12 protein-coding genes and 1 tRNA gene are annotated in these 19,444 nt (G+C 59.2%); 6 read left to right on the forward strand and 7 right to left on the reverse strand.

All coding sequences use genetic code 11. The features are described from left to right. Positions 1–160 precede the first annotated feature (160 nt). Complete coding sequence (locus EI291_RS10100) at positions 161–754, reverse strand: hypothetical protein (protein WP_125419694.1); 594 nt, start codon at positions 752–754, stop codon at positions 161–163. Between the two features lie 342 nt (positions 755–1,096). Between EI291_RS10100 and EI291_RS10105 the strand changes: the two genes are divergently transcribed. Next, complete coding sequence (locus EI291_RS10105) at positions 1,097–2,170, forward strand: T9SS type A sorting domain-containing protein (protein ID WP_125419695.1); 1,074 nt, start codon at positions 1,097–1,099, stop codon at positions 2,168–2,170. Between the two features lie 224 nt (positions 2,171–2,394). Continuing rightward, a complete protein-coding gene (gene thiL, locus EI291_RS10110; protein WP_125419696.1) occupies positions 2,395–3,417 on the forward strand; it encodes a thiamine-phosphate kinase in 1,023 nt (340 codons plus the stop codon). 167 nt (positions 3,418–3,584) lie between these two features. Here the strand turns inward: thiL and EI291_RS10115 are convergent, their stop codons facing one another. The 5 genes from EI291_RS10115 to EI291_RS10135 form a co-directional block, all read right to left on the reverse strand. Next, positions 3,585–3,959, reverse strand: a complete 375-nt coding sequence (locus EI291_RS10115) for a hypothetical protein (protein WP_125419697.1) — start codon at positions 3,957–3,959, stop codon at positions 3,585–3,587. A gap of 778 nt (positions 3,960–4,737) precedes the next feature. Then, positions 4,738–6,147, reverse strand: a complete 1,410-nt coding sequence (rlmD, locus tag EI291_RS10120; RefSeq protein ID WP_394343378.1) for a 23S rRNA (uracil(1939)-C(5))-methyltransferase RlmD — start codon at positions 6,145–6,147, stop codon at positions 4,738–4,740. A 154-nt stretch (positions 6,148–6,301) separates the two neighbouring features. Continuing rightward, complete coding sequence (locus EI291_RS10125; RefSeq protein WP_125419698.1) at positions 6,302–8,635, reverse strand: erythromycin esterase family protein; 2,334 nt, start codon at positions 8,633–8,635, stop codon at positions 6,302–6,304. 74 nt (positions 8,636–8,709) lie between these two features. Beyond that, entirely contained in the window at positions 8,710–13,320 is a 4,611-nt protein-coding gene (locus EI291_RS10130; protein ID WP_125419699.1) for a T9SS type B sorting domain-containing protein, read from the reverse strand. 73 nt (positions 13,321–13,393) lie between these two features. Next, entirely contained in the window at positions 13,394–15,637 is a 2,244-nt protein-coding gene (locus EI291_RS10135) for a GEVED domain-containing protein (RefSeq protein ID WP_125419700.1), read from the reverse strand. A gap of 213 nt (positions 15,638–15,850) precedes the next feature. On the opposite strand from EI291_RS10135, the gene EI291_RS10140 reads away from it, so the two are divergent. Together EI291_RS10140 and EI291_RS10145 are read left to right on the forward strand one after the other, a co-directional pair. Then, on the forward strand, positions 15,851–16,657 hold the full coding sequence (locus EI291_RS10140; RefSeq protein ID WP_125419701.1) for an SDR family oxidoreductase: 807 nt from the start codon (positions 15,851–15,853) through the stop codon (positions 16,655–16,657). Positions 16,658–16,688: 31 nt separating this feature from the next. After that, positions 16,689–17,441 carry a TerC family protein gene (locus EI291_RS10145; protein ID WP_125419702.1) on the forward strand — a complete coding sequence of 251 codons (753 nt, stop codon included), beginning with the start codon at positions 16,689–16,691 and terminating at the stop codon, positions 17,439–17,441. Between the two features lie 140 nt (positions 17,442–17,581). Here the strand turns inward: EI291_RS10145 and EI291_RS10150 are convergent, their stop codons facing one another. After that, entirely contained in the window at positions 17,582–18,181 is a 600-nt protein-coding gene (locus EI291_RS10150) for a hypothetical protein (RefSeq protein WP_125419703.1), read from the reverse strand. A gap of 195 nt (positions 18,182–18,376) precedes the next feature. On the opposite strand from EI291_RS10150, the gene EI291_RS10155 reads away from it, so the two are divergent. Together EI291_RS10155 and EI291_RS10160 are read left to right on the forward strand one after the other, a co-directional pair. Beyond that, positions 18,377–18,452 (forward strand) — tRNA-Lys (locus EI291_RS10155). Between the two features lie 169 nt (positions 18,453–18,621). Further along, positions 18,622–19,440, forward strand: a complete 819-nt coding sequence (locus EI291_RS10160) for an SDR family oxidoreductase (RefSeq protein ID WP_125419704.1) — start codon at positions 18,622–18,624, stop codon at positions 19,438–19,440. Positions 19,441–19,444: the final 4 nt, after the last annotated feature.

The raw sequence follows: 19,444 nt of genomic DNA on the forward strand, positions 1-19,444 counted from the left end.
GCGTTGTGCAGAGTGCCGCGGAGCAACTCGGGTGCCTGCGTTCTGCAAGAGCGGCCTCAGCCGAGCAAGAGGCTTCATTGCGCTCCGCACGAGGTACTTCTTTCCCGCTATCCATACAACCTGCCCGTAGCGGCGAAACCGAAACGGGCCGCCGACGAAGCTATTTCTGCAGCGTGAACAGCGGCAGGGGCTGCAGCTTGGTGTACTTTCCGCCCAGCTCCTGCAGCTCAGCGGCATGCACCTGCAGGTAGTTGTTGAAGCGCATGGCGGCCTGGTCGTACCGCACGCGGAAGCTCACCAGGTCCCCATCGGCCGTCTGAATCTGGTCGGTGAGGGTTTTGATGGGAGCGGGGGGCTCCTGCGTGGTGGGCAGCAGGGCGTATACGGCCCGTAACAGGGAGTCCTGGGCGGAATCATAGGCATCAATCCGCTCCGACTCGGCCATGGTTTGCTGCGTGTAGCGGCGGCGCGGCAGCCGGTCGTTGGCGTACTGCAGCTGGGCCAGTTGCTGGCGGTTGGTGCCGGGCTGGGTGGTCAGCTCGCGCAGCAGCTGTCGGGTATCATGCAGCTTGGCATCATCCGAAGCGACCATTTCACTCCAGCGGGCATCCACGGAATCCTGCAGAATATCCAGCTGCACCTTCACGGCCTGCGCCGAAGCGGGGTCGATGGCTTTGGGAGTACGGTTGCAGCTAACCGTGGTAAGGGCTGCCAGCAGCAGCAAAAGAGAAGCAAAGCGCGGCATGAGCAGCATACGGGAGAGATAGGCAGAAGCTGAAGAGTACACCAGACCAACGAATTTTCCTTAAAAAACACTCAATCACGCTAAAAGAACAAACTGTGGGGCAAACCAGCAGCTGAAATCAGGGCACAGCGGTACGGAAAGGAGAGTGGCAGTACCATGCCCACGCCGCCTGTTAAAGCAGCCCCGGAAAGTTGATTTGCGGAAAGTGCTTTACAGCCTGATAGTTAGTAGAAAAATCTTTGTGGAGCTTCGCCGTGGCGGCCGGGTTTTTCCTGCCTTCGGATTATCCAAAGGCACCGCAATTGCCCTATCTTTGTGTTCGGTTCATCCACACCTTTTTGTTTTAATAGTATGAAAAAGAGCTACATTCTAGCTTCGGCCCTGATGCTGGCAGCTGCCACTGCCTCGTTTGGCCAAGGCACTGAACTTTTCCTTTCCGAGTACGACGAAGGAGCCCACCAGTCGGGCACCAGCTATAACGGTGGTATCTCCAACTCATCCGGCAACGAGCGGGCTGTTGAAATTTTCAACCCCACCACGGGTGCCGTAAACCTGGAAGCATATTCCATTCGTCGGTATTCCAACGGTGCTACTGCCGTATCGGAAGAAGAGAAACTCAAGCGCACCACCGGTGCCAACGTGCTGAACTCAGCCGACGTATTCGTGTACGCCAACGGGGAGGCCACCATCACGCCTATTCTGAACAATGCCGACCAGTTGGGGGCTTTCCCATATGGCACGGCCGGTGCCAATACGCTAGTGAAGAGCGGTGTTGCCTACTTCAACGGCAACGATGCGCTGGCACTGGTACGCTGGACGGGCGCTACGGCCGGCCAGGGCACGGCTATACTGGTAGATATTTTCGGTGTAATCGGTCAGGACCCCGGCACGTCGTGGTCGGCCCAAGATGCCAGCGGCACCCTGGTTACCTCGGCTAACCAGTCCCTGATTCGTCGTCCGTCGGTTTCGATAGGCACGCGCACCAACCCGCAGCCCCAGGGCGGCACGCCTACGGCCCGCACCGGCTACGATATTTCGGCCGAATGGCAGTCGTATTCCACGGCCTTTCCCGGCGGTGTGCAGGACCCCGCTGCCCAGAGCTATTCTCGCCTGGGTGAGCACAACGACTACACCGGCCCTTACGGCACGTACGCCCCGCTGAAAACGCTGGAGAAATTCCACTCGTCTATCAGCGTATTCCCGAACCCCGCCAGCGGCAAAGCTTTCGTGCAGATCAAAGGCGCTAAAGTTGGCTCGGTAACGGTGATGAACGGCCTCGGCCAGCGCATCACGGCCCAGCCCCGCGGCCTGAGCGAAGAAACCGTAACGCTGGACATTTCGCGCCTTACGCCCGGCCTGTACTTCGTGCAGTTCATCTCGCAGGATGGCCAGCTGAAAGTGTACAAAGAGCTGATGGTGAAGTAAATCAAAGATTTTACGGATTACACTGGTTGCACAGAATAGCCTCGGTGCAGCCAAACAACGCCCGCGACTTGTCGTGGGCGTTGTTGTTGGCAGAGGGTGTGCGCGGCCAACGTAACCGATAGTAACTGTAGCCCCGAGCGGTGTGCTGTTCGTACCTTTGCCCGGCCTGCACCGTCGGGCAGGAAATCCGCGTAATCTGCGTAAGCAGCAAAATCAGTGAGTATATGACGCCTTTAGATAAAGTAGGAGAGTTTGGTCTGATTCGTCGGATTCAGGAAACCGTGCAGCTGCAGCAGCCCAGCACCGTGCTGGGCATTGGCGATGATGCGGCTATCCTCGCGCCCCCAGCCGGGCAGGAAGTGGTTATCAGCACCGATTTGCTGGTGGAAGGTGTGCATTTCGACCTCACGTTCTGCCCCCTGAAGCACCTGGGTTACAAAGCCGTGGCGGTAAACGTATCGGACGTGGCCGCTATGAATGCGCTGCCCACCCAGATTGTAGTGGCCGTGAGTGTACCCGCCCGGTTCTCAGTAGAGGCCGTGGAGGAGCTGTACGAAGGCATCCGGCTGGCCTGCGAGGCCTACAATGTGGACCTGGTAGGCGGCGACACCACCGGCAGCCGCGCCGGCCTCACCATCGGTATTACGGCGCTGGGTCTGGCCGAAGCGGGCAAAGCCGTGCGCCGCAGCGGAGCCGGTGCCAACGACCTGCTCTGCGTAACCGGCGACCTGGGCGGGGCCTACCTGGGCCTGCAAGTGCTGGAGCGCGAAAAGCAAGCCTGGCAAGCCGACCCCGAAACCCAGCCCGAACTCAGCAAATACCCCTACGTGCTGCAGCGCCAGCTCCGCCCCGAGGCCCGCATGGACGTGGTGCACGAGCTGCGCGACCTGGGCGTGGTGCCTACCAGCATGATTGACATTTCCGACGGGCTGGCCTCCGAGGTGCTGCACCTCTGCCAGGCCAGCGGCACCGGGGCCCGCGTGTTCACCGAAAACCTGCCCATTGCCAACCCCAGCCTGGAGGTAGCCAACGAGTTCAACCTCGACCCCATCATGTGCATGCTCAACGGCGGCGAGGACTACGAGCTACTCTTCACCGTACCTCTCGCCGACCACGCCAAAATCAAAAACCACCCCGATATCACCATCATCGGCCACATGGTGGACAAGAGCGAGGGCGCCAATCTGATTACGAAGTCCGGCCAGCCCATCCCGCTGCGCGCCCAGGGCTTCCAGCACTTCGAGTAGCCTCCCGTCATTGCGAGGAGGCACGACGAAGCAATCTTTCCTTCGCCACGCGACAAGCCTTGAGAAAAGAAAAGCCCTTATTCCTACGTAGGAGTAAGGGCTTTTGCTTAGGTCATCGTTGAGTGCTCAGAAAAGAAAGGATTGCTTCGCTCCGCTCGCAATGACGGTTAGTCCTCCGGGTAGGGCACGTACACGAAGTTGGTGAACTCCTCGTCCAGCACAAACAGGCAGCAGTACTCGTCGGCGTCGCGGTAGGTTTGCTGGAAGGCTTCGATGCCATTCTCGTTGATGATGCCCTGCTGCACGAACAGCTCCAGGTAGCTGGCAAATACGTGCCACTCCAGGTTCAGCTCGTCGGCGTTGATGAGCAGGCCGCCCAGCGGCACCTCCTGGCGGGCAAACACGAAGATGGGATACTTGGAAATATCCCGCTTGCGGATCTGCGAGGAAGCCTCGCTCAGCGTATCGGAAACGGTAGCAAAGTCCTTGGTGATGGTGCCAAGGTATTTGCCGTTCAGTTCAGGGTCGTTGGTGTAGTCCATGTTGTTAGTTTAGGATGACTATCTTTTTAATGAAATCTGTGGTATATACTTCTGTTTTATGATTCTTGTAGTTATATACAAATATATACTTGTCTGTTTTTCCAATGTATATGTGGTTTTTGTTGACTGGATTTCCAATCTGTTCTGTATACAATTCTATATCAGGCTTGTTAGTTCTAAACTTAATATCTAAACCTGATTTCGTAACAACAGTTATTAAGATAAAAATAAATGTAGATAATATCTGAATTGAAATAGCTATATTGGTGTTTGGTTTCTGAGTATGATTAAAAAATGCCCTGCATATCTCTAGTGTAACAACCAAGTATGCAAATGAAAAAAAAGATGCGAAAGTAAACGCTACTATACTTGTTAGTCTATAATATTGGCCTGATATTAACAATGACGATACTCCTCCTATAGTTGTTAGGAACATAGCCCATGATAATTTGTTGGAAAATGCTATGTGTCTTTGCCAAAATGGCATGTTGTAGACTTTTAGCAGCTGATGTTCATCAAATGAATCTGTATTGCTTAGTAAAAATATTGTAATAATGCAGATAAAAAATATTAATATATATAAAATTATATCATTCGTTAATAAGGTTAAAACCTCTGTTATTTGTATGTATTCTATTATATTAACATTAAATATTCTATAATATATAGTTTGTTTTAATAAGCCTAATGCTGTCAAAATTATATATAATAACGGTAAATATTTTGTGATTTTTTCTATCATAATATGTCTATATTAACTTGTGGCAAATAACAATAATTATCGCAACTCCAGCAGCACCACATTCTCCACGTGGTGCGTATGCGGGAACATATCTACGGGCTGCACTTTTACCACTTTATACGCTTCGTCCAGCAGCTCCAGGTCGCGGGCCTGGGTGCCGGGGTTGCAGCTGACGTACACGATGCGGGGGGCGCGCATTTCGAGGAGGCGGGCCACTACGTCGGGGTGCATGCCGGCGCGGGGCGGGTCGGTGATGACCACATCGGGGCGGCCGTGCTTGGCAATGAACTCGGCATTGAGCACGTCCTTCATGTCGCCGGCGTAGAACTCGGTGTTGGTGGTGCCGTTGATTTCGGAGTTGATGTAGGCGTCCTTCACGGCCGATTCCACATACTCCACGCCTACCACGTGCCTGGCCTGCCGTGCCACAAAGTTGGCAATGGTGCCGGCCCCGGTGTAGAGGTCATACACCAGCTCCGAGCCGGTAAGCTGGGCGAAGTCGCGGGTGATTTTATAGAGGTTGTACGCGCCCTCGGAGTTGGTCTGGTAAAAGGATTTCGGGCCGACGCGGAAGCGCAGTCCTTCCATTTCCTCGTGAATGTGCGGCTCGCCCTTGTAGCACACCACCTCCAGGTCGTGGAAGGTTTCGTTGCCCTTGTCGTTGAGCACGTAGTTGAGGGAGGTGATTTGCGGGAACCGCTCGTGCAGGAAATCCAGCAGCGGAAACAGCGCGTCGTGGGCGTAGTAGCACTGCAGAATCACCATCAGGTCGCCGGTATTGGCCGTCCGGATGATGAGGTTGCGCAGGAAGCCTTCCTGCGTCACGAGGTTATTGAAGGGCAGATCATGCTCGTGGGCGTAGTCGCGCACAGCCAGCCGGATCTGGTTACTGGGGTCGGGCTGCAGCCAGCAATGGTTCACGTCCAGAATCTTATCGAAGCGGGCGGGCGTGTGGAAGCCCAGTACGCGCCGGTCGTAGTCGTGGCCGCTGGCAATCTGCTCGTTGGTAAGCCAGCCGTTGTGGCTGAAGGTGTACTCCAGCTTGTTGCGGTAGTAGGTCTGGGCCGGGCTGGGCTGGATGGGCAGGATTTCGGGCAGGGCCACCTTGCCGATGCGCTGCAGTGTGTCGGCCACCTGCTGATGCTTGAACTTGAGCTGGGTATCATAGCCCAGGTGCTGCCACTTGCAGCCACCGCAGGTGCCGAAATGCTCGCAGAACGGCTGCACCCGTAGGTCGGAATACTTGTGGAAGTGCGTGGGTACGGCCTCCAGGAAGTTCTTTTTGGCCTTGGTCACGCGCAGATCCACCACGTCGCCGGGGGCCACTTGCGTCACAAAGATGACCAGGTTCTCGCGGCGCACCAGGCACTTACCCTCGGCCACCATGTCGGTAATTTCGACTTCGCGGAGCAGCTCCGCGGGAATGTTTTTAACTGATTTCCTCACAGGGGCAAAGGTAATCACTGATTCCACGGATGTTGAGCGGATTCCACGGATTTTGTGGACGATTGTCCGGGTTGTTGGGAAAGGGTCGGAGGTTGTTGGGTCCGGGCTGGAAGCAGCAACGAATCAGCCTGGATTCGTTGCGAATGATATAAAGCTAGGGTAGCGGTTGGAGAGCTGTGGTGGCAGGTATGAATAGCACGGCGTCGAACTCCCGGCGCAGGTCGTGGCGCAGAAACTGGGTCAGCGGCAATGCATAGCCCACGTCGCGCAACAGCAGGTTCTGGTGCAGCCACTGCGTGGCCGGGGTAAGTGGAACAGCGCGTAGATTGAGATAGGAGAGAGGTAGCCGGGCCGCCTGGAAATAGTACTCGTAGCTGCCCGGTTCAGCGGCCGGTGCTACGGCGGTACGGAAACCGGCAGTACCGTTTTCCATGCGGAAACTTCCGGCGTTGAAGGCCATACCCAGTGCCACGTAGTCGGGGCCGTACGTGGCCCGTAGCCGCTGGCCGGTGCCATTGGTGGCAGCCAGCACGGTGTTGTGCGCCAGTACCATCAGCCGGCTGTCGGGGGCTTGCTGATGCAGCCAATGTATGTTTTCCGCCAGGGTGTTGGCGCGATAGGTGTCGGCCAGATCCGGGTCGAGGGTATGCTGGCCGGCAAACTGCTCCAGCAGCAGCAGCAGTTGTCGTTGCAGAGCAACTTCCGACAGAAGCAGACTGCCGCTGAGGCGGTTTTGTTTCTCCAGGGCCATGCCAACCTGTTGTAGCGCAGCCTGTGCTGCGGTGAGCCTAGCATCGGTTTTGCCTGGTTCAGTGAATGGGTTCAGGTGGATAGCCGCGGCGGGCAACTGTTGTAGTTCGCGGCCTAAATCGTCCAGCCGTGCGCGTAAAGCAGTAGCGCGTTCGGGTAGCATTTCCTTCAGATATGCCGTTAAGGCTGCCGGCTGCCGGCATTCCAGTCCCCACACTTGTACTTTGCCGGTAGGGCCCTCATTGTAAGTGCGCAGCCATTGTACCAAAGCCAGGGTTTCCGGGGAGTTGTAGGAGCCCAGCGCCTGCACCAGCTGCCGTGGGTTGCCTTGGCCGGTCTGTAGGTAATCGTTCAGGGCGAGGCAGGCTGCAGCATCGGCTTCCAGCGCTACCGTACGCAGGCCCTTCTGCTGAACAAGGTAACGGAGCAGGCGGTAACGCAGTTGGGCAATTTCGCGGGAGCCGTAAGTCATTTCGCCTAATCCGATAACCTGTGCTTTGCCAAGCAGCATCCCTAATGCCGTCAGGTCTTTGGTGTCGCCGGCATCGGGTACGCTAGTGCGCAGCGGTATGGCGGCCTGCCGAAGCCAGGCCAGCTCTGCCGCTGTGGGCTGAGGCGGGGTGGCATGGTCGGGCGGGGAGGTGTAGGGCTTGCCATCTACCAGGAGCTGCACATGATCAATCCACACCGGTCCCGCGTCCGCCAGGCGCAGCCCCAGCACTAACTGCGTGTAGTAGGCATTCCAGTTGATAGGCACTTCAACCCGAAACGGCTGCCATCCGCTACCGGATTGTGATGTGCTGGCAGGCAAGGGTATCATCCGCAATGCCTCCTGGGCTCCGCGCCTACCTTCCGGTCCCATGCTTTCGGCCAGCAGGGTATAGTACAGCGCGGGTGTGGGCGTAGTTGCCGCGTACCGTACGTGGCCTTGCACCACCAGTGTTTTGCCACGTAGGCTGGAGTCCAGTGGCGTCTGGCCGAGGTAGGCGTAGGCCGGAACCGTACGGCCGGCTTCCAGCCGTCGGCTGTAACGGCCGTGCGCGGGCTCCACCGAGTCGGGAACGGCACGGTAGCGCAGGTCGGGCAGGGGCGCTGGGCGGCGCTCAAAGTCCCAGTCGGGCTGGCGGGCGGTGGGGGTAAGCAGCAGCGGCTCAGTGCCGGGTAGCAATTGATCAGAGTAGCGTTGGCCGGAGCCCCACTCCACCCGCACGTCATCCAGCCACACGCGTCCCTGGCCCAGAAACCGCAGCCCTAACAGCAGACTGGTGGCTCCGGCCGGTACAGGCAGCTGAATTTGCACACGGTGCCAGTCTGAGTTGGGCGACAGGGCTGGGGTCGTGAAGTCGTCGTTGCTGGCCAGATTCTCGCCCGCCGTGGCCGATTGGGCGTGGGCGTAGAGAAAGGCTTTGCCGGTAAAATTCTGCGTCCGGAACTGTCCGCTGATGGTAACGGTGTGCCCGCGCAGGGAATCAACAGGCCGGATACTGGTGTACATAGCCCCGCCCACGGGTTCCTCGGCCGTACTCAAATCCAGGAGCAGACTGCCCCGGCCGTTGGCAGCTTTGGTGAGGGTATCCAGCCGCACAACGCGCGCCGACAGGGCTGGAACCCGGGTATGCCACAACAGGAATGGCTGATGGCGGTTGGCCTCGGGTTCAAAACGGAGGTTAAGCCGCGCTTGGGCGTATCCGAAACCTGGGGCCGAAATAAAGAATAAGAGAAGGTACAGGTAGCGCATAAAGTGTGAATGAGACGCAAGCAAAAAGGCCGCTCAGAACAGCTGAACGGCCTTTAATTACAAGTTAGTATGGCTTAGCGCACCAACTCAAACCAGCCTTTGTAGCTGGTGCCGTCCTCGAGCTGGAAGAGGTAGTAGTACATGCCCTGGGCCTGCTCCTGGCCACCGTAGTCGTTGCGGTAGTTGCGGGTTTCGTACACCTGCTTGCCCCAGCGGTTGAAGATGGTGAGCGTGTTGCGCGGATAGAGCTGCACGTTGTCAATCCAGAGCACATCGTTCTTGCCGTCGCCGTTGGGGGTGATGATGTTGTAGAAGCCCAGCTTGTTGTCGAAGCGCACGCAGGCATCGTTGGAGGCGGAGGTGCGGGCCACGGCATCGGGGCTGAGGGCCTGCACGCGGAAGCACTGGTTGAAGCCGGCCGTGCTGCTGGGCAAATCGAGGCTGAGCTGGGTGCCGGGCACGGTAGCCACCAGCTCGGCGGTGCCGTTGTCGGCCACCCGGCTGATGCGGTATTCCTTCACCGCAAAGCCCTGGTAGGCCGTCCAGGTGACCTGCACCTTGCCCACATCACGGCCGCCGGCGCTTTGCGTGGCTACGGCGTTGGTGAGAATGGTGGTGTGGGTCTGGCTGCTGAGCACGGTGCCGCAGGCGTTGGTGAGGTTGAGCTGGTACTGGTAGGCTTTGCTGTCGGCATCCACCGTATTATCGGTGAAGCTGGTAGCGGTGTTGGCCACGTTGCCTACCGCAGTGTAGGCGCCGGTGCTGCCGGCGTCACGGCGCAGAATCTGCACCCGGTTGCCGTTGCCGCTGTTGCCGGGCACCTGCAGGGCCAGCGTGATACTGCGGTCCTGGGCAGCCGCATCCACCGAGGCCGTGTTCAGCGCCACCGCCGCGTTGTCGGGCCGGATGGTGAAGGTGGCCGCGCAGCTCTGGCTGGTGGTTTCCGTTACGCTGAGTGTGGCGTTGGTGGTGCCAGTCGGTACATCAATAGTAACGGTGCCGGTGCCCTGGCCGCTGGTGATAGTGCCACCGGTAATCGTCCACTGGTACTGGCCACCCGTGAGGGCCGAAGTAGAGTACGTAAGGCCGGTACGGGCTTCGGGGCAGTAGCTGGCCGGACCGCTGATAGCCAGTGGCGGCACTACCAGGAATGTTTTGGTGTAGGGCTGACCTACGCACCCGCTGGCGTTGGTTTCCCGGATGGTAACCGTGTACGGCGTGGTGCTGGCAACCGGTACGGGCAGCGTAACGGTATTGCCGGTTCCCGAAACCGTAGTGCCGTTCAGGGTAAAGGCGTACGTGGAGCCGGTAGCGCCAGGCAGCGAGAACACCACGTTGCCGGAGCCGGCGCACACGCGGCTGGGGCCACTGATAGCCAGGTTGGTGGCCGGAGCCGGCAGCACGTTCACGTAGAGCGTGTCACTGGTGCCCCGGCAGATGCCGCCGGCCGGGTTGCTGGATTCCGTTACAACAAGTTTCACTAGGCCGGTACGCGTCCAGTTCACCTGCACCGAGGCCTGGTTGGTACTCACCTGCGTACCGCCGATAATCTGCCAGGCATACACCGAGCCGTTGGTGTACTGGGTCTGGTAGGTGAAGGGTCCTGCGTTCTGACACACCTGCACCGGGCCGGTGGGCCGCTGCGTGGCCAGCTGCTGATTCACCCGAACCGGCAGCGTAACGGTATCCGAAGAGCAGCCGAAGGAGTTGAGCTGAAATGCCTTTACGGATGCCGAAGTTGTAGCCCCACCCCAGTTGACAGTAATGCTGGGGGTGCCCTGGCCACTGGCAATGGTGCCGCCCGTTACCTGCCACTGATACGCCGAGTTGCGCGGGTTCCGGATGCTGTAAGCCACGCCCTGCACCGTGGGGCACACCGATACGGAGCCCTGGATGCTGTCGGGCAGCGGCCGTGGGTTTACCGTGAGACGCACCGTGTCGCGGGAGGCGCAGCCCAGGCTGGTGGTGGCCGTTACCACATAGGTCAGCGTAATGGGCGACTGAGTGGTGTTACGGGCCGTGAATACCGGCCGAGCGGTAGTGGCGCTGCTGAGGCTAGCGGCGGGGCTCCACTGGTAGGTGTAGCCCGCCAGAGCGGTGGTGCCAATGGTTACGCGCTTCCCGTCACACAACGCTGCATCCGGGCCGGCGTTGGCCACGGCGGCCGGGTTTACGGTAACTGTAACGGTGCTGGTATTCGTGCAGCCCTGCGCCGTGGTGGCCGTGAGCGTGTAGGTGTACGTCTGAGGAGTGGTGCCGGTATTTACCTGGCTGAATGTGGGCTGGGCCGACGTCGTGCTGCTCAGGCCGGTGGCGGGAGCCCACTGATAGGTGTAGCCCGTGAGGGCGGCGGCCCCCAGCACGGTGCTTTCTGAGGAGCACACGGCCCGGTTGGCACCCGCGTTGGCCACGGCGGCCGGATTAATTGTCACGCGCACCGTGTCCCGGCTCACGCAGCCCTGCGCGGTGGTAGCGGTAACCACGTAGCTGAAAATCTGCGGGGCAGAGCTGGTATTGCTGAGAGTTAAGGTAGGTTGTGCGGTGCTTGCGCTGCTCAGGCCGGTGGCGGGGCTCCACTGGTAGGTGTAGCCCATCAGGGCCGTAGTGCCCAGCATAACGGCTGTATTCGAGCAGACGGCCTGGTCGGTGCCGGCATTAGCTATGGCGGCGGGGTTTACCGTTACGGTTACCGTGCTGGTGCTGGTGCAGCCCTGGGCCGTGGTGGCCGTGAGGGTATAGGTATACGTCTGAGCGGCAGCTGTGGTATTAACGAGGGTAACTACCGGTTGCGCTGTGGCCGCGCTGCTCAGGCCGGTGGCGGGACTCCACTGGTAGGTGTAGCCCGTCAGGGCCGCCGTACCCAGCGTAACCGGCACGCCGGAACAGGTGGTCTGGGCCGGGCCGGCGTTGGCAATAACGGCCGGCGTTACGGTTACAGTTACCTGTTTGCTGGAAGTACAAGTGCCATCCGTAGTCAGCACGGTGTAAGTAGTGGTTTGGGCCGGGGTTACCGTGATGCTGGCACCGGTGTACGTCTGGCCGGTGCTGCTGGTCCAGGAATAGTTCTGGCTGCCGCTGGCCGTCAGGGTAGTCGAGCCGCCCGGGCAAATACTCACATTGGGGCTGACGGTAAGCACCGCCGCATTGCGCACGTCAATGGTGCGGGCTACCGAGTCGGTGGCGCAGCCCAGGCTGGATACCCCGCGCAGCGTGAGGCGGCCCGTACCGGCCGCGCCCCACAGTACCTGTACGGTGCTGGCCGTGGCCGAGCCCTGAATAGTGCCGCCCTGAGCTTTCCACTGGTACGAGTTGGCCGTGGGGCCGGCTGCGGTATAGGTGCGGGCCTGGGTCCGGTCACATACAATGGTGTCGCCCAGAATCCGGTTGGGGCCGGCTGCGCGGGTCACCGTTATCCTGAATACCTCCGAAATGCTCTTGCTGCCGCAGGTGTTGTCACTCACGGTTACCACCACATCGTAGGGGGTAGCGCGGGCGTTGCCGCAGCGGGTATTAAACACAAAGTTGCCCGTCACGCTGGCCGTAGCCGTTACGTTGGCGCTACCCGTGGGACTGCCGGCCGGCACGGTGCCCTGGTTACCATTGATGCTGAAGTCAAACGGGCCGGTGCCATCCAGCAGCGCGCTGTTCACTTTCATCGTCAACGACTGACGCTCGGGGTCAGTGGAAGTAATGCTGAACGTGAGGGTGCGGCCTTCCTCTACCGTGTAGTCTTTCACTGCTACGGAGAGCGGCGTAAACACCGGGGCCTGGTTGGGCTGGCAGGGTCTCGATACGAGTTGAATATCCCGCCGGGTAGTGCCCACCAGCACTTCGCGGCCGTTAATGGTGCGGTATTCCTTCACGTCAACCGCCACTACAAATTTGCCCTGGATAGGAGCCGCGTAATAGCTCAGGCCGGTGCTGGCATTCAGAGACGCGTAACTCCCGGCTCCCTGCCCGAACGGCTTGGTCACGCTGTAGCCGTTGGCATAGTTAACCAGCGGCGGCGGCGGGGTTAAGGCACCAAACGGTGCCTGGCCCTGGTACGGTGTGCCAAAGGAGTAGATGAGCCGGTCCCCGTCGGCATCGTAGGCATTATTGAGGATGATACTGGTGTCGCCCTGGCAGATAACGGCTACGGCCGTATCCGAGAAAACCGGGGATGTATTCGGCAGCAGCGGCGGGGCCATATCCGTGTACAGCGTCATGTTGGTGCCGCCGGAGTTGGATAGGTTGGTCACGTCCACGTTGCGGGCCGTATCGGTGTACAAGGCGTAATAGCCATCAAACGACAACGGCAGGTTTACGATAGTAACGTACTTGGCCAGCGTTACGCGCGGCGGCTGGCTGTTGGGCAGCGTACAGCCGCCGGGTGAGGGCGGCGTGATTTCGGCAAAGCTGGTGCGGGGTACCGTCACGCTGAAAATACGTGCCCCCGCCTGCGACTTATTATAGAAGGTAATATCTACCGAAGGACGACCATCGGGCGCGGCCGAACCGGCATCCTTGTTCAGGTACACCAGCACCGTCACCTGATACCGAAACGGGGCACTGGCCGGACCGTTGGCATCCAGGTACTTGTAATTCATTTCGCCGCCCAACAGGTGGGTAGCTGCCGCCGGGCGGGCCCCGGCCAGCAGACAGATGAGCAGCAACAGGCACGTACGCAGTAAGGGTGTGCGCATAGATGAGGGTAAAAAGAGGGGAATGGCAGCCGGCACGGCCGGCTGCCAGTAAAAACATGCTTATAGAAGGGAGTTAGTCACGCAGAATCCGGCGTACGGCGTTCTGGCCGTGAGAACCTTGCAGGCGCAGCACATACAGACCACGCGGCAGCTGGCTGAGGTCGAGGCGTGCATCAGCGGCCGTGCCCAGGCGTAGCTGGCTCCGGTACAGGCAGGCACCCAGCGTATTCTCCACCTCCACGCGGTAAGTATCGGCGGCACTGGCATCGGCTAGGCGCAGATTCAGCTGCCCATCCACAGTGGGGTTCGGGAATACCGTCAGGGCCGGCAGCGACTTGGCTTCCAGCGTGGCCGTAGCCGGCACTATCTGCACGCTGTAATCCTCGATTTCGGTGCCGGGCTGCACAGAGGCCGAGCAGGAATAGGGCACGTTGTTGTTCAGGCGGGCAATGATGCGCATCCGTGTGAAGCCCACCACATTCTGGCCCGAGGGCACGGCAATGGAGATATTGGCAGGGTTATAGGTAATCTGATTGAAAATCAGTTCGTTGGTACTGAAAGAGCCGTTCCGGTCCCAGTCAATCCACACGGTGGTTACCCGCTGGAAGCTGGCGTTGGTGGTTACGGCCAGGGCTGAGGTCTGACCCTGGCGCATCATCATCACGCGGCCGGCGTAGTTGCCGTAGCCGTTGGCATCGGCCCCGGAAGTATTGGTAAACGCCGTGGTTTGCGGTGTCGTCAGGCCAACCGTGGTAATCCAGAAGGAGGTATTGTCGCCGCTGGCGGTGCAGTACTGCACGCAGGGCACCGTTACCACAATGGCGTTAGCACGGGTAACCGAGTTGTTGCCGAAAGCATTGGTGGCCGTGAGCGTAACCGTGTACGAGCCGGTAGCGGCGTACGCGTGGCTGGGGTTCTGCTGGGTACTGGTGGTGCCATCCCCGAAGTTCCACAGCCAGCTGGTAGGAGCATTCTGGCTCTGGTCCGTGAACTGAATGCTGCTCTGGCAGGTGCCGGCCGCGTAATTGGAGGTAAAACCGGCTACCGGCGGCAGCGTGTTGGGGCGTACGGTTACAGTATAGTCTTCGGCCTGGCCGTATTGAATACCGCCGCAGGCCGTAAACGGAGAACCCACGTAATCAGACGCCACGCGCAGGCGCAGCGGCTGATTTAGCGGGGCCGTTGCCGGCACCACGAAGAGGCCGCTCGGGTTGGTAGTGTTCAGGGCCTGGAATATCTGTTCCGTGGCCCCGAACGAGCCGTCGTTGTTCAGGTCCAGCCAGACACGGGTGTCCTGGGGGTTGCCGGGGCCGGTGAGCAGGCCCAGCGTGTACCGCCCGCCCGACATCACCTCCAGCTTGCCGTTACAGGTAAAATCCTCGTAGCCGGCCTGCCCGTTGGCCGAAGTCTGCGTGAACGAGCCCAGTGTAAACTGCGTGATGCCGTAGCCGCAGCAGTATGCAGCCGTAACGGGTGTGCAGCTGGCGGCCACCGGCACCACGTTGTCGTAAGTGATGTAGGAGGTGCGGGTTTTGGCACTGCTGCCCACGCTGTTGGTGGCCGTCAACGACACGGTGAAGGTACCCGCCGTGGTGTAGCGGTGGCTGGGGTTTTGCAGGATACTGGTAGTGCCATCCCCAAAATTCCAGAGCCAGCCGGTAGGTCCGTTCTGGCTCTGATCCGTGAACTGCACCGTGCCCGAGCAGGTACGCGTCTGATCAGCTACAAAATCGGCCACCGGTGCCTGCACACTGGCAGTGGCCACAATAGAATAGTCCTCTGTTTGGGAGTATTGCGGCGTGGAGCAGGGCGTTGGTACAGGGGCATTTACATAATCAGCCGCCACGCGCAGCCGCAGCCGCGTGCCCGTAACGGTACCGATGGGCAGCCGCACAGTGCCCGTATGCACCCGCTTGGCATTGGAGCTGAAGACCAGCTCGGTAGTGGGGCTGAAAGTGCCGTCGTTGTTCAGGTCGGCCCACACCCGCACGTTCTCGTCGGCATTGGTATTGGTCCGGATGCTGATGGCCGCATCCACGCCAATAGTCAAAGCAGCTGGAGTGAGTGTGCAGGAATAGTCCTTGTAGCCTTCCTGCACCCCAATAGTAGTATTGTTGATGGTGCCCAGGGTCACGTTCAGAATCCCCATGGCATAAGGATAATTGGCCGTGGGCGCTCCACCTGGTGTGCAGGCGCTGGTGGCCGGCGGACAGGTTTGCGCACGGGCCGACAGGCCAAGCAGCGGGAGGGACAGCGCCAGCAGGCCAGTGGCAATCCGCACTTTATCACCCGTCGCAGTACGTAAGGGTTTACTCATAAAAGACAGCGTAAATGGTCGGGATAGAAAAGTGCCGAAGGTAACGGCATGCCGGGGCAAAATACAATTTTCTCGGCTGCGAATTCAATATAAAACGTGGGAAAATACGGCCTTCCTGTAAATCGGCTATTCCGGTATCCTAACCGATGGCCTGCCGAAAATACCCGTAGTTTTGCCGGCGCTTTCGAGTCGGTTTTTCAGGTTTTTGTCCTTATGAAAGATAAAGTAGTTCTTATTACGGGCGGTACTTCCGGCATTGGTCGGGCCACTGCCCTGGAGTTTGGCCGGGCCGGGGCCCGGGTGGTCATTACCGGCCGCGACGAGGCCCGCCTGCAGGAAACCGCCCACGAGCTGGCCCGCCTGGGGGTGCAGCACCGCACCGTGCGGGCCGATGTGGGGGTGGAAGCCGATTCAGAGCGGGCTGTGCGCGAAACCATTGCCGCGTTTGGCCGTCTGGATGTGCTCATCAACAACGCCGGCATCAGCATGCGGGCCCTGTTTCGCGACACCAGCCTCGACGTTATCCGTCAGCTGATGCAAACCAACTTCTTTGGCACCGTGTACACCACCAAGTTTGCCCTGCCCTACATCACCCAGAGTAAGGGTTCCATTGTGGGCATCAGCAGCATTGCGGGGTATCGGGGCCTGCCGGGCCGCACCGGCTACTCGGCCTCCAAGTTTGCCATGCACGGTTTTCTGGAAGCCCTGCGTACCGAGCTGATGCCCCAAGGCGTGCACGTGCTGCTGGCCTGCCCGGGCTTCACGGCTTCCAACATCCGCAACGTGGCCCTGGCCGCCGATGGCTCCAAACAGGGCGAGTCGCCGCGCGATGAGCAGAAAATGATGAGCAGCGAGGAAGTGGCCCAGCACCTGCTGGAAGCCGTGCGCCAGCGCCGCCGCGACCTGGTGCTCACCAGCCAGGGCAAGCTCACCGTATTCCTGAACAAATGGCTGCCCGGCCTAGCCGATAAGCTCGTACTCAATCATTTTCGGAAGGAAGAGCCCGATTTCGTACTGTAGTCGGCCAGTGTATCAACTCTAACCAGCGTGCATGAACAGCCACCTGCAGCAAATTCTCGATAATCCGATGGCCGCCCTGGCCATTGTCGGCAACCTGATTATCATCGAAAGCCTGCTCTCGGTAGATAACGCCGCAGTGCTGGCCACCATGGTTGGGGATTTACCCAAGGAGCAGCGGCAGAAGGCGCTACGCTACGGTATTATCGGAGCGTATGTATTTCGGGGCATCTGCATCATCTTCGCCTCGTTTCTGGTCGAAATCTGGTTTCTGAAACCCCTGGGGGGCCTGTACCTGCTGTACCTCACGTTCGACTACTTCCGCCCGAAGAATGGGGGAGAAGAGGAGGAAGTTGATAAGCAGCAGAACTGGCTCTACCGCCGCACGCTGGGCGCATTCGGGCAGTTCTGGGCCACCGTAGCCCTCATCGAGCTGATGGACCTGGCGTTTTCCATCGACAACGTGTTTGCCGTGGTGGCCTTCACCGATAACCTCATTCTGATTTGCACCGGCGTGTTTATCGGGATTCTGGCTATGCGGCTGGTGGCGCAGGCGTTTGTGCTGCTGATGGGCCGCTACCCCTTCCTGGAAACGGCGGCCTTTATGGTCATTGGTATTCTGGGCCTGAAACTGCTGCTGTCCCTGCTGGAGCACTTCTTGCCCACGCACCCGGTAAGCCGGTTTCTGAGCAGCGAAACCGCCGAAGCCGGCCTGACTATCCTGACGGTAGCGATTTTCGCCGTACCACTGCTCACCGCATGGCTGAAACGACAGTTAGTGAAATAGGGACCGGAGAATAAGCCGAAAAAAACGTCCGGCTGAGCGGAGTCGAAGCCTCTTTCTTGCTTCGTCAGACGGTTCATACGAAGCAAGAGTGAGGCTTCGGCTCCGCTCAGCTTGGTGTTCAACGGGTTTGCAGATATAGCCTAGTCCACCAGCAGCAGATCCGGCCGGCGGATGTAAGCGTCGCGGCCCTGCCACTGCACCCGAAACCAGATATCCTGTTGGCCCCGCACCTCAAACCGGTCACCGGCGGCGGCGGTAGTCAGCCAGGTTGAGCCGGCGCTGGGACCCGCCATCAGGGGGGCCCGGGGCCGCGCCACCAGCCCGATGCGGCCGGGGCTGAGTAAATTCAGAAACAGCCCGATCAGCAGCAGATATACCGCATAGGTGGCCCACCAGGCCCTGTCGGCCGTACGTCGCCGAATCAGCAGGAGAGTACCGCCCACCACGGCCAGCAGCAGCAGGCCCTGTAGCAGCAGATAGTAGTAGCGCTGCACCGTAATCAGCAGGTTCTGCCGCCACGTATCGGGGTAGCCGGTGAGGCGGTGCTCCTGGGCCAGGCTCACCATTTTGCGCCAGGTAGCATGGCGGGGCTGCCACGCCTGCGATACGCTCAGGTAGTACAGCGCGGCCGGGTAATGGCCCAATCCTTCCTGCACATACGCCATCCGCAGCAGTTGCTGCGCCGATTGCAGTTGATCCTGCTCCCGGGCCAGCCGGTACAGCGGATACGCCTGCTCCATCTGACCAGCCTGAAACAGAGAATCGGCTTTTAGAAGAGCCGGACTAACTTTTTGGGCCTGAACGGATTGGGAAAATACGGTCAGGAATAGAAAAAAAAGGTGCGCTTTTTTCAGCAAAACAGTTGCACGGTTACGTTTGGGCCTCTACTTTTGTGCCACAATCAGCGAGAAACGCTCGCCGGTTACAAAGAAACTGATTCTGTAGCTCAGCTGGTAGAGCAATACACTTTTAATGTATGGGTCCTGGGTTCGAATCCCAGCGGGATCACCAAAAAGCCTCACCTCACGGTGAGGCTTTTTTATTTTATGCCTGTTGAAAAATAGGTGTATATGAAATATTTATTTATGTATAATGTTGATTATCAGTGCTTCATTAAAAATTCATGTAACTAAAGCCGAGCATTGACAGTCTAGGAAAGCAGACCCTAGCCTATATCCACATGCCAGACTCTGCATCTTCCCGCCGACTACAACATCAAATTGCCCTGGTCACGGGCGGCAGCTCCGGCATCGGCTCGGGCGTGGCCGAAGCCCTGGCCGCCGAGGGGGCTACCGTTTTCGTGAACTATTCGCATAGCCCCGAGGGCGCAGCGGAAGTGGTGAAGAAAATTGAGGCGGCTGGCGGCAAGGCCTACGCCGTGCACGCCGATGTAAGCAAGGAGGAGGAGGTGCTGGCCATGTTTAAGGAAATCCGGGAGAAGTGCGGCACGCTGCACATTCTGGTGAATAACTCGGGTATTCAGGATGACTCGCCGTTTCTGGATATGTCACTGGAGAAATGGCAGAACGTCATCAACGTGAACCTGACCGGGCAGTTTCTGTGTGCCCGCGAGGCAGCGCGGGAGTTTGTGCGCCGGGGGCCACAGCCTGAAATATCGAAGGCCACTGGTAAAATCATTTGCATGAGCTCAGTACACGAGGTGATTCCGTGGGCCGGCCACGTGAACTATGCCACCAGCAAAGGCGGCATTATGCAGCTCATGAAAAGCATGGCTCAGGAGCTGGCTCCGCAGCGTATTCGCGTAAACAGCATTGGGCCGGGAGCCATTGCCACGCCTATCAACGCATCGGCCCGCGACACGCCGGAGGAGGAGAAAAGCCTGCTCACGCTGATTCCCTATGGTCGCATCGGGGAGCCCGCCGACATTGGAAAAGTGGCCGTGTGGCTGGCGTCGGATGAATCGGACTATGTGACGGGTACCACCCTGTTTGCCGATGGCGGGATGACGCTGTACCCGGGCTTTGCGGATAACGGCTGAGTTT

The organism is Hymenobacter rigui, assembly GCF_003944715.1.
Taxonomy (GTDB): domain Bacteria; phylum Bacteroidota; class Bacteroidia; order Cytophagales; family Hymenobacteraceae; genus Hymenobacter; species Hymenobacter rigui.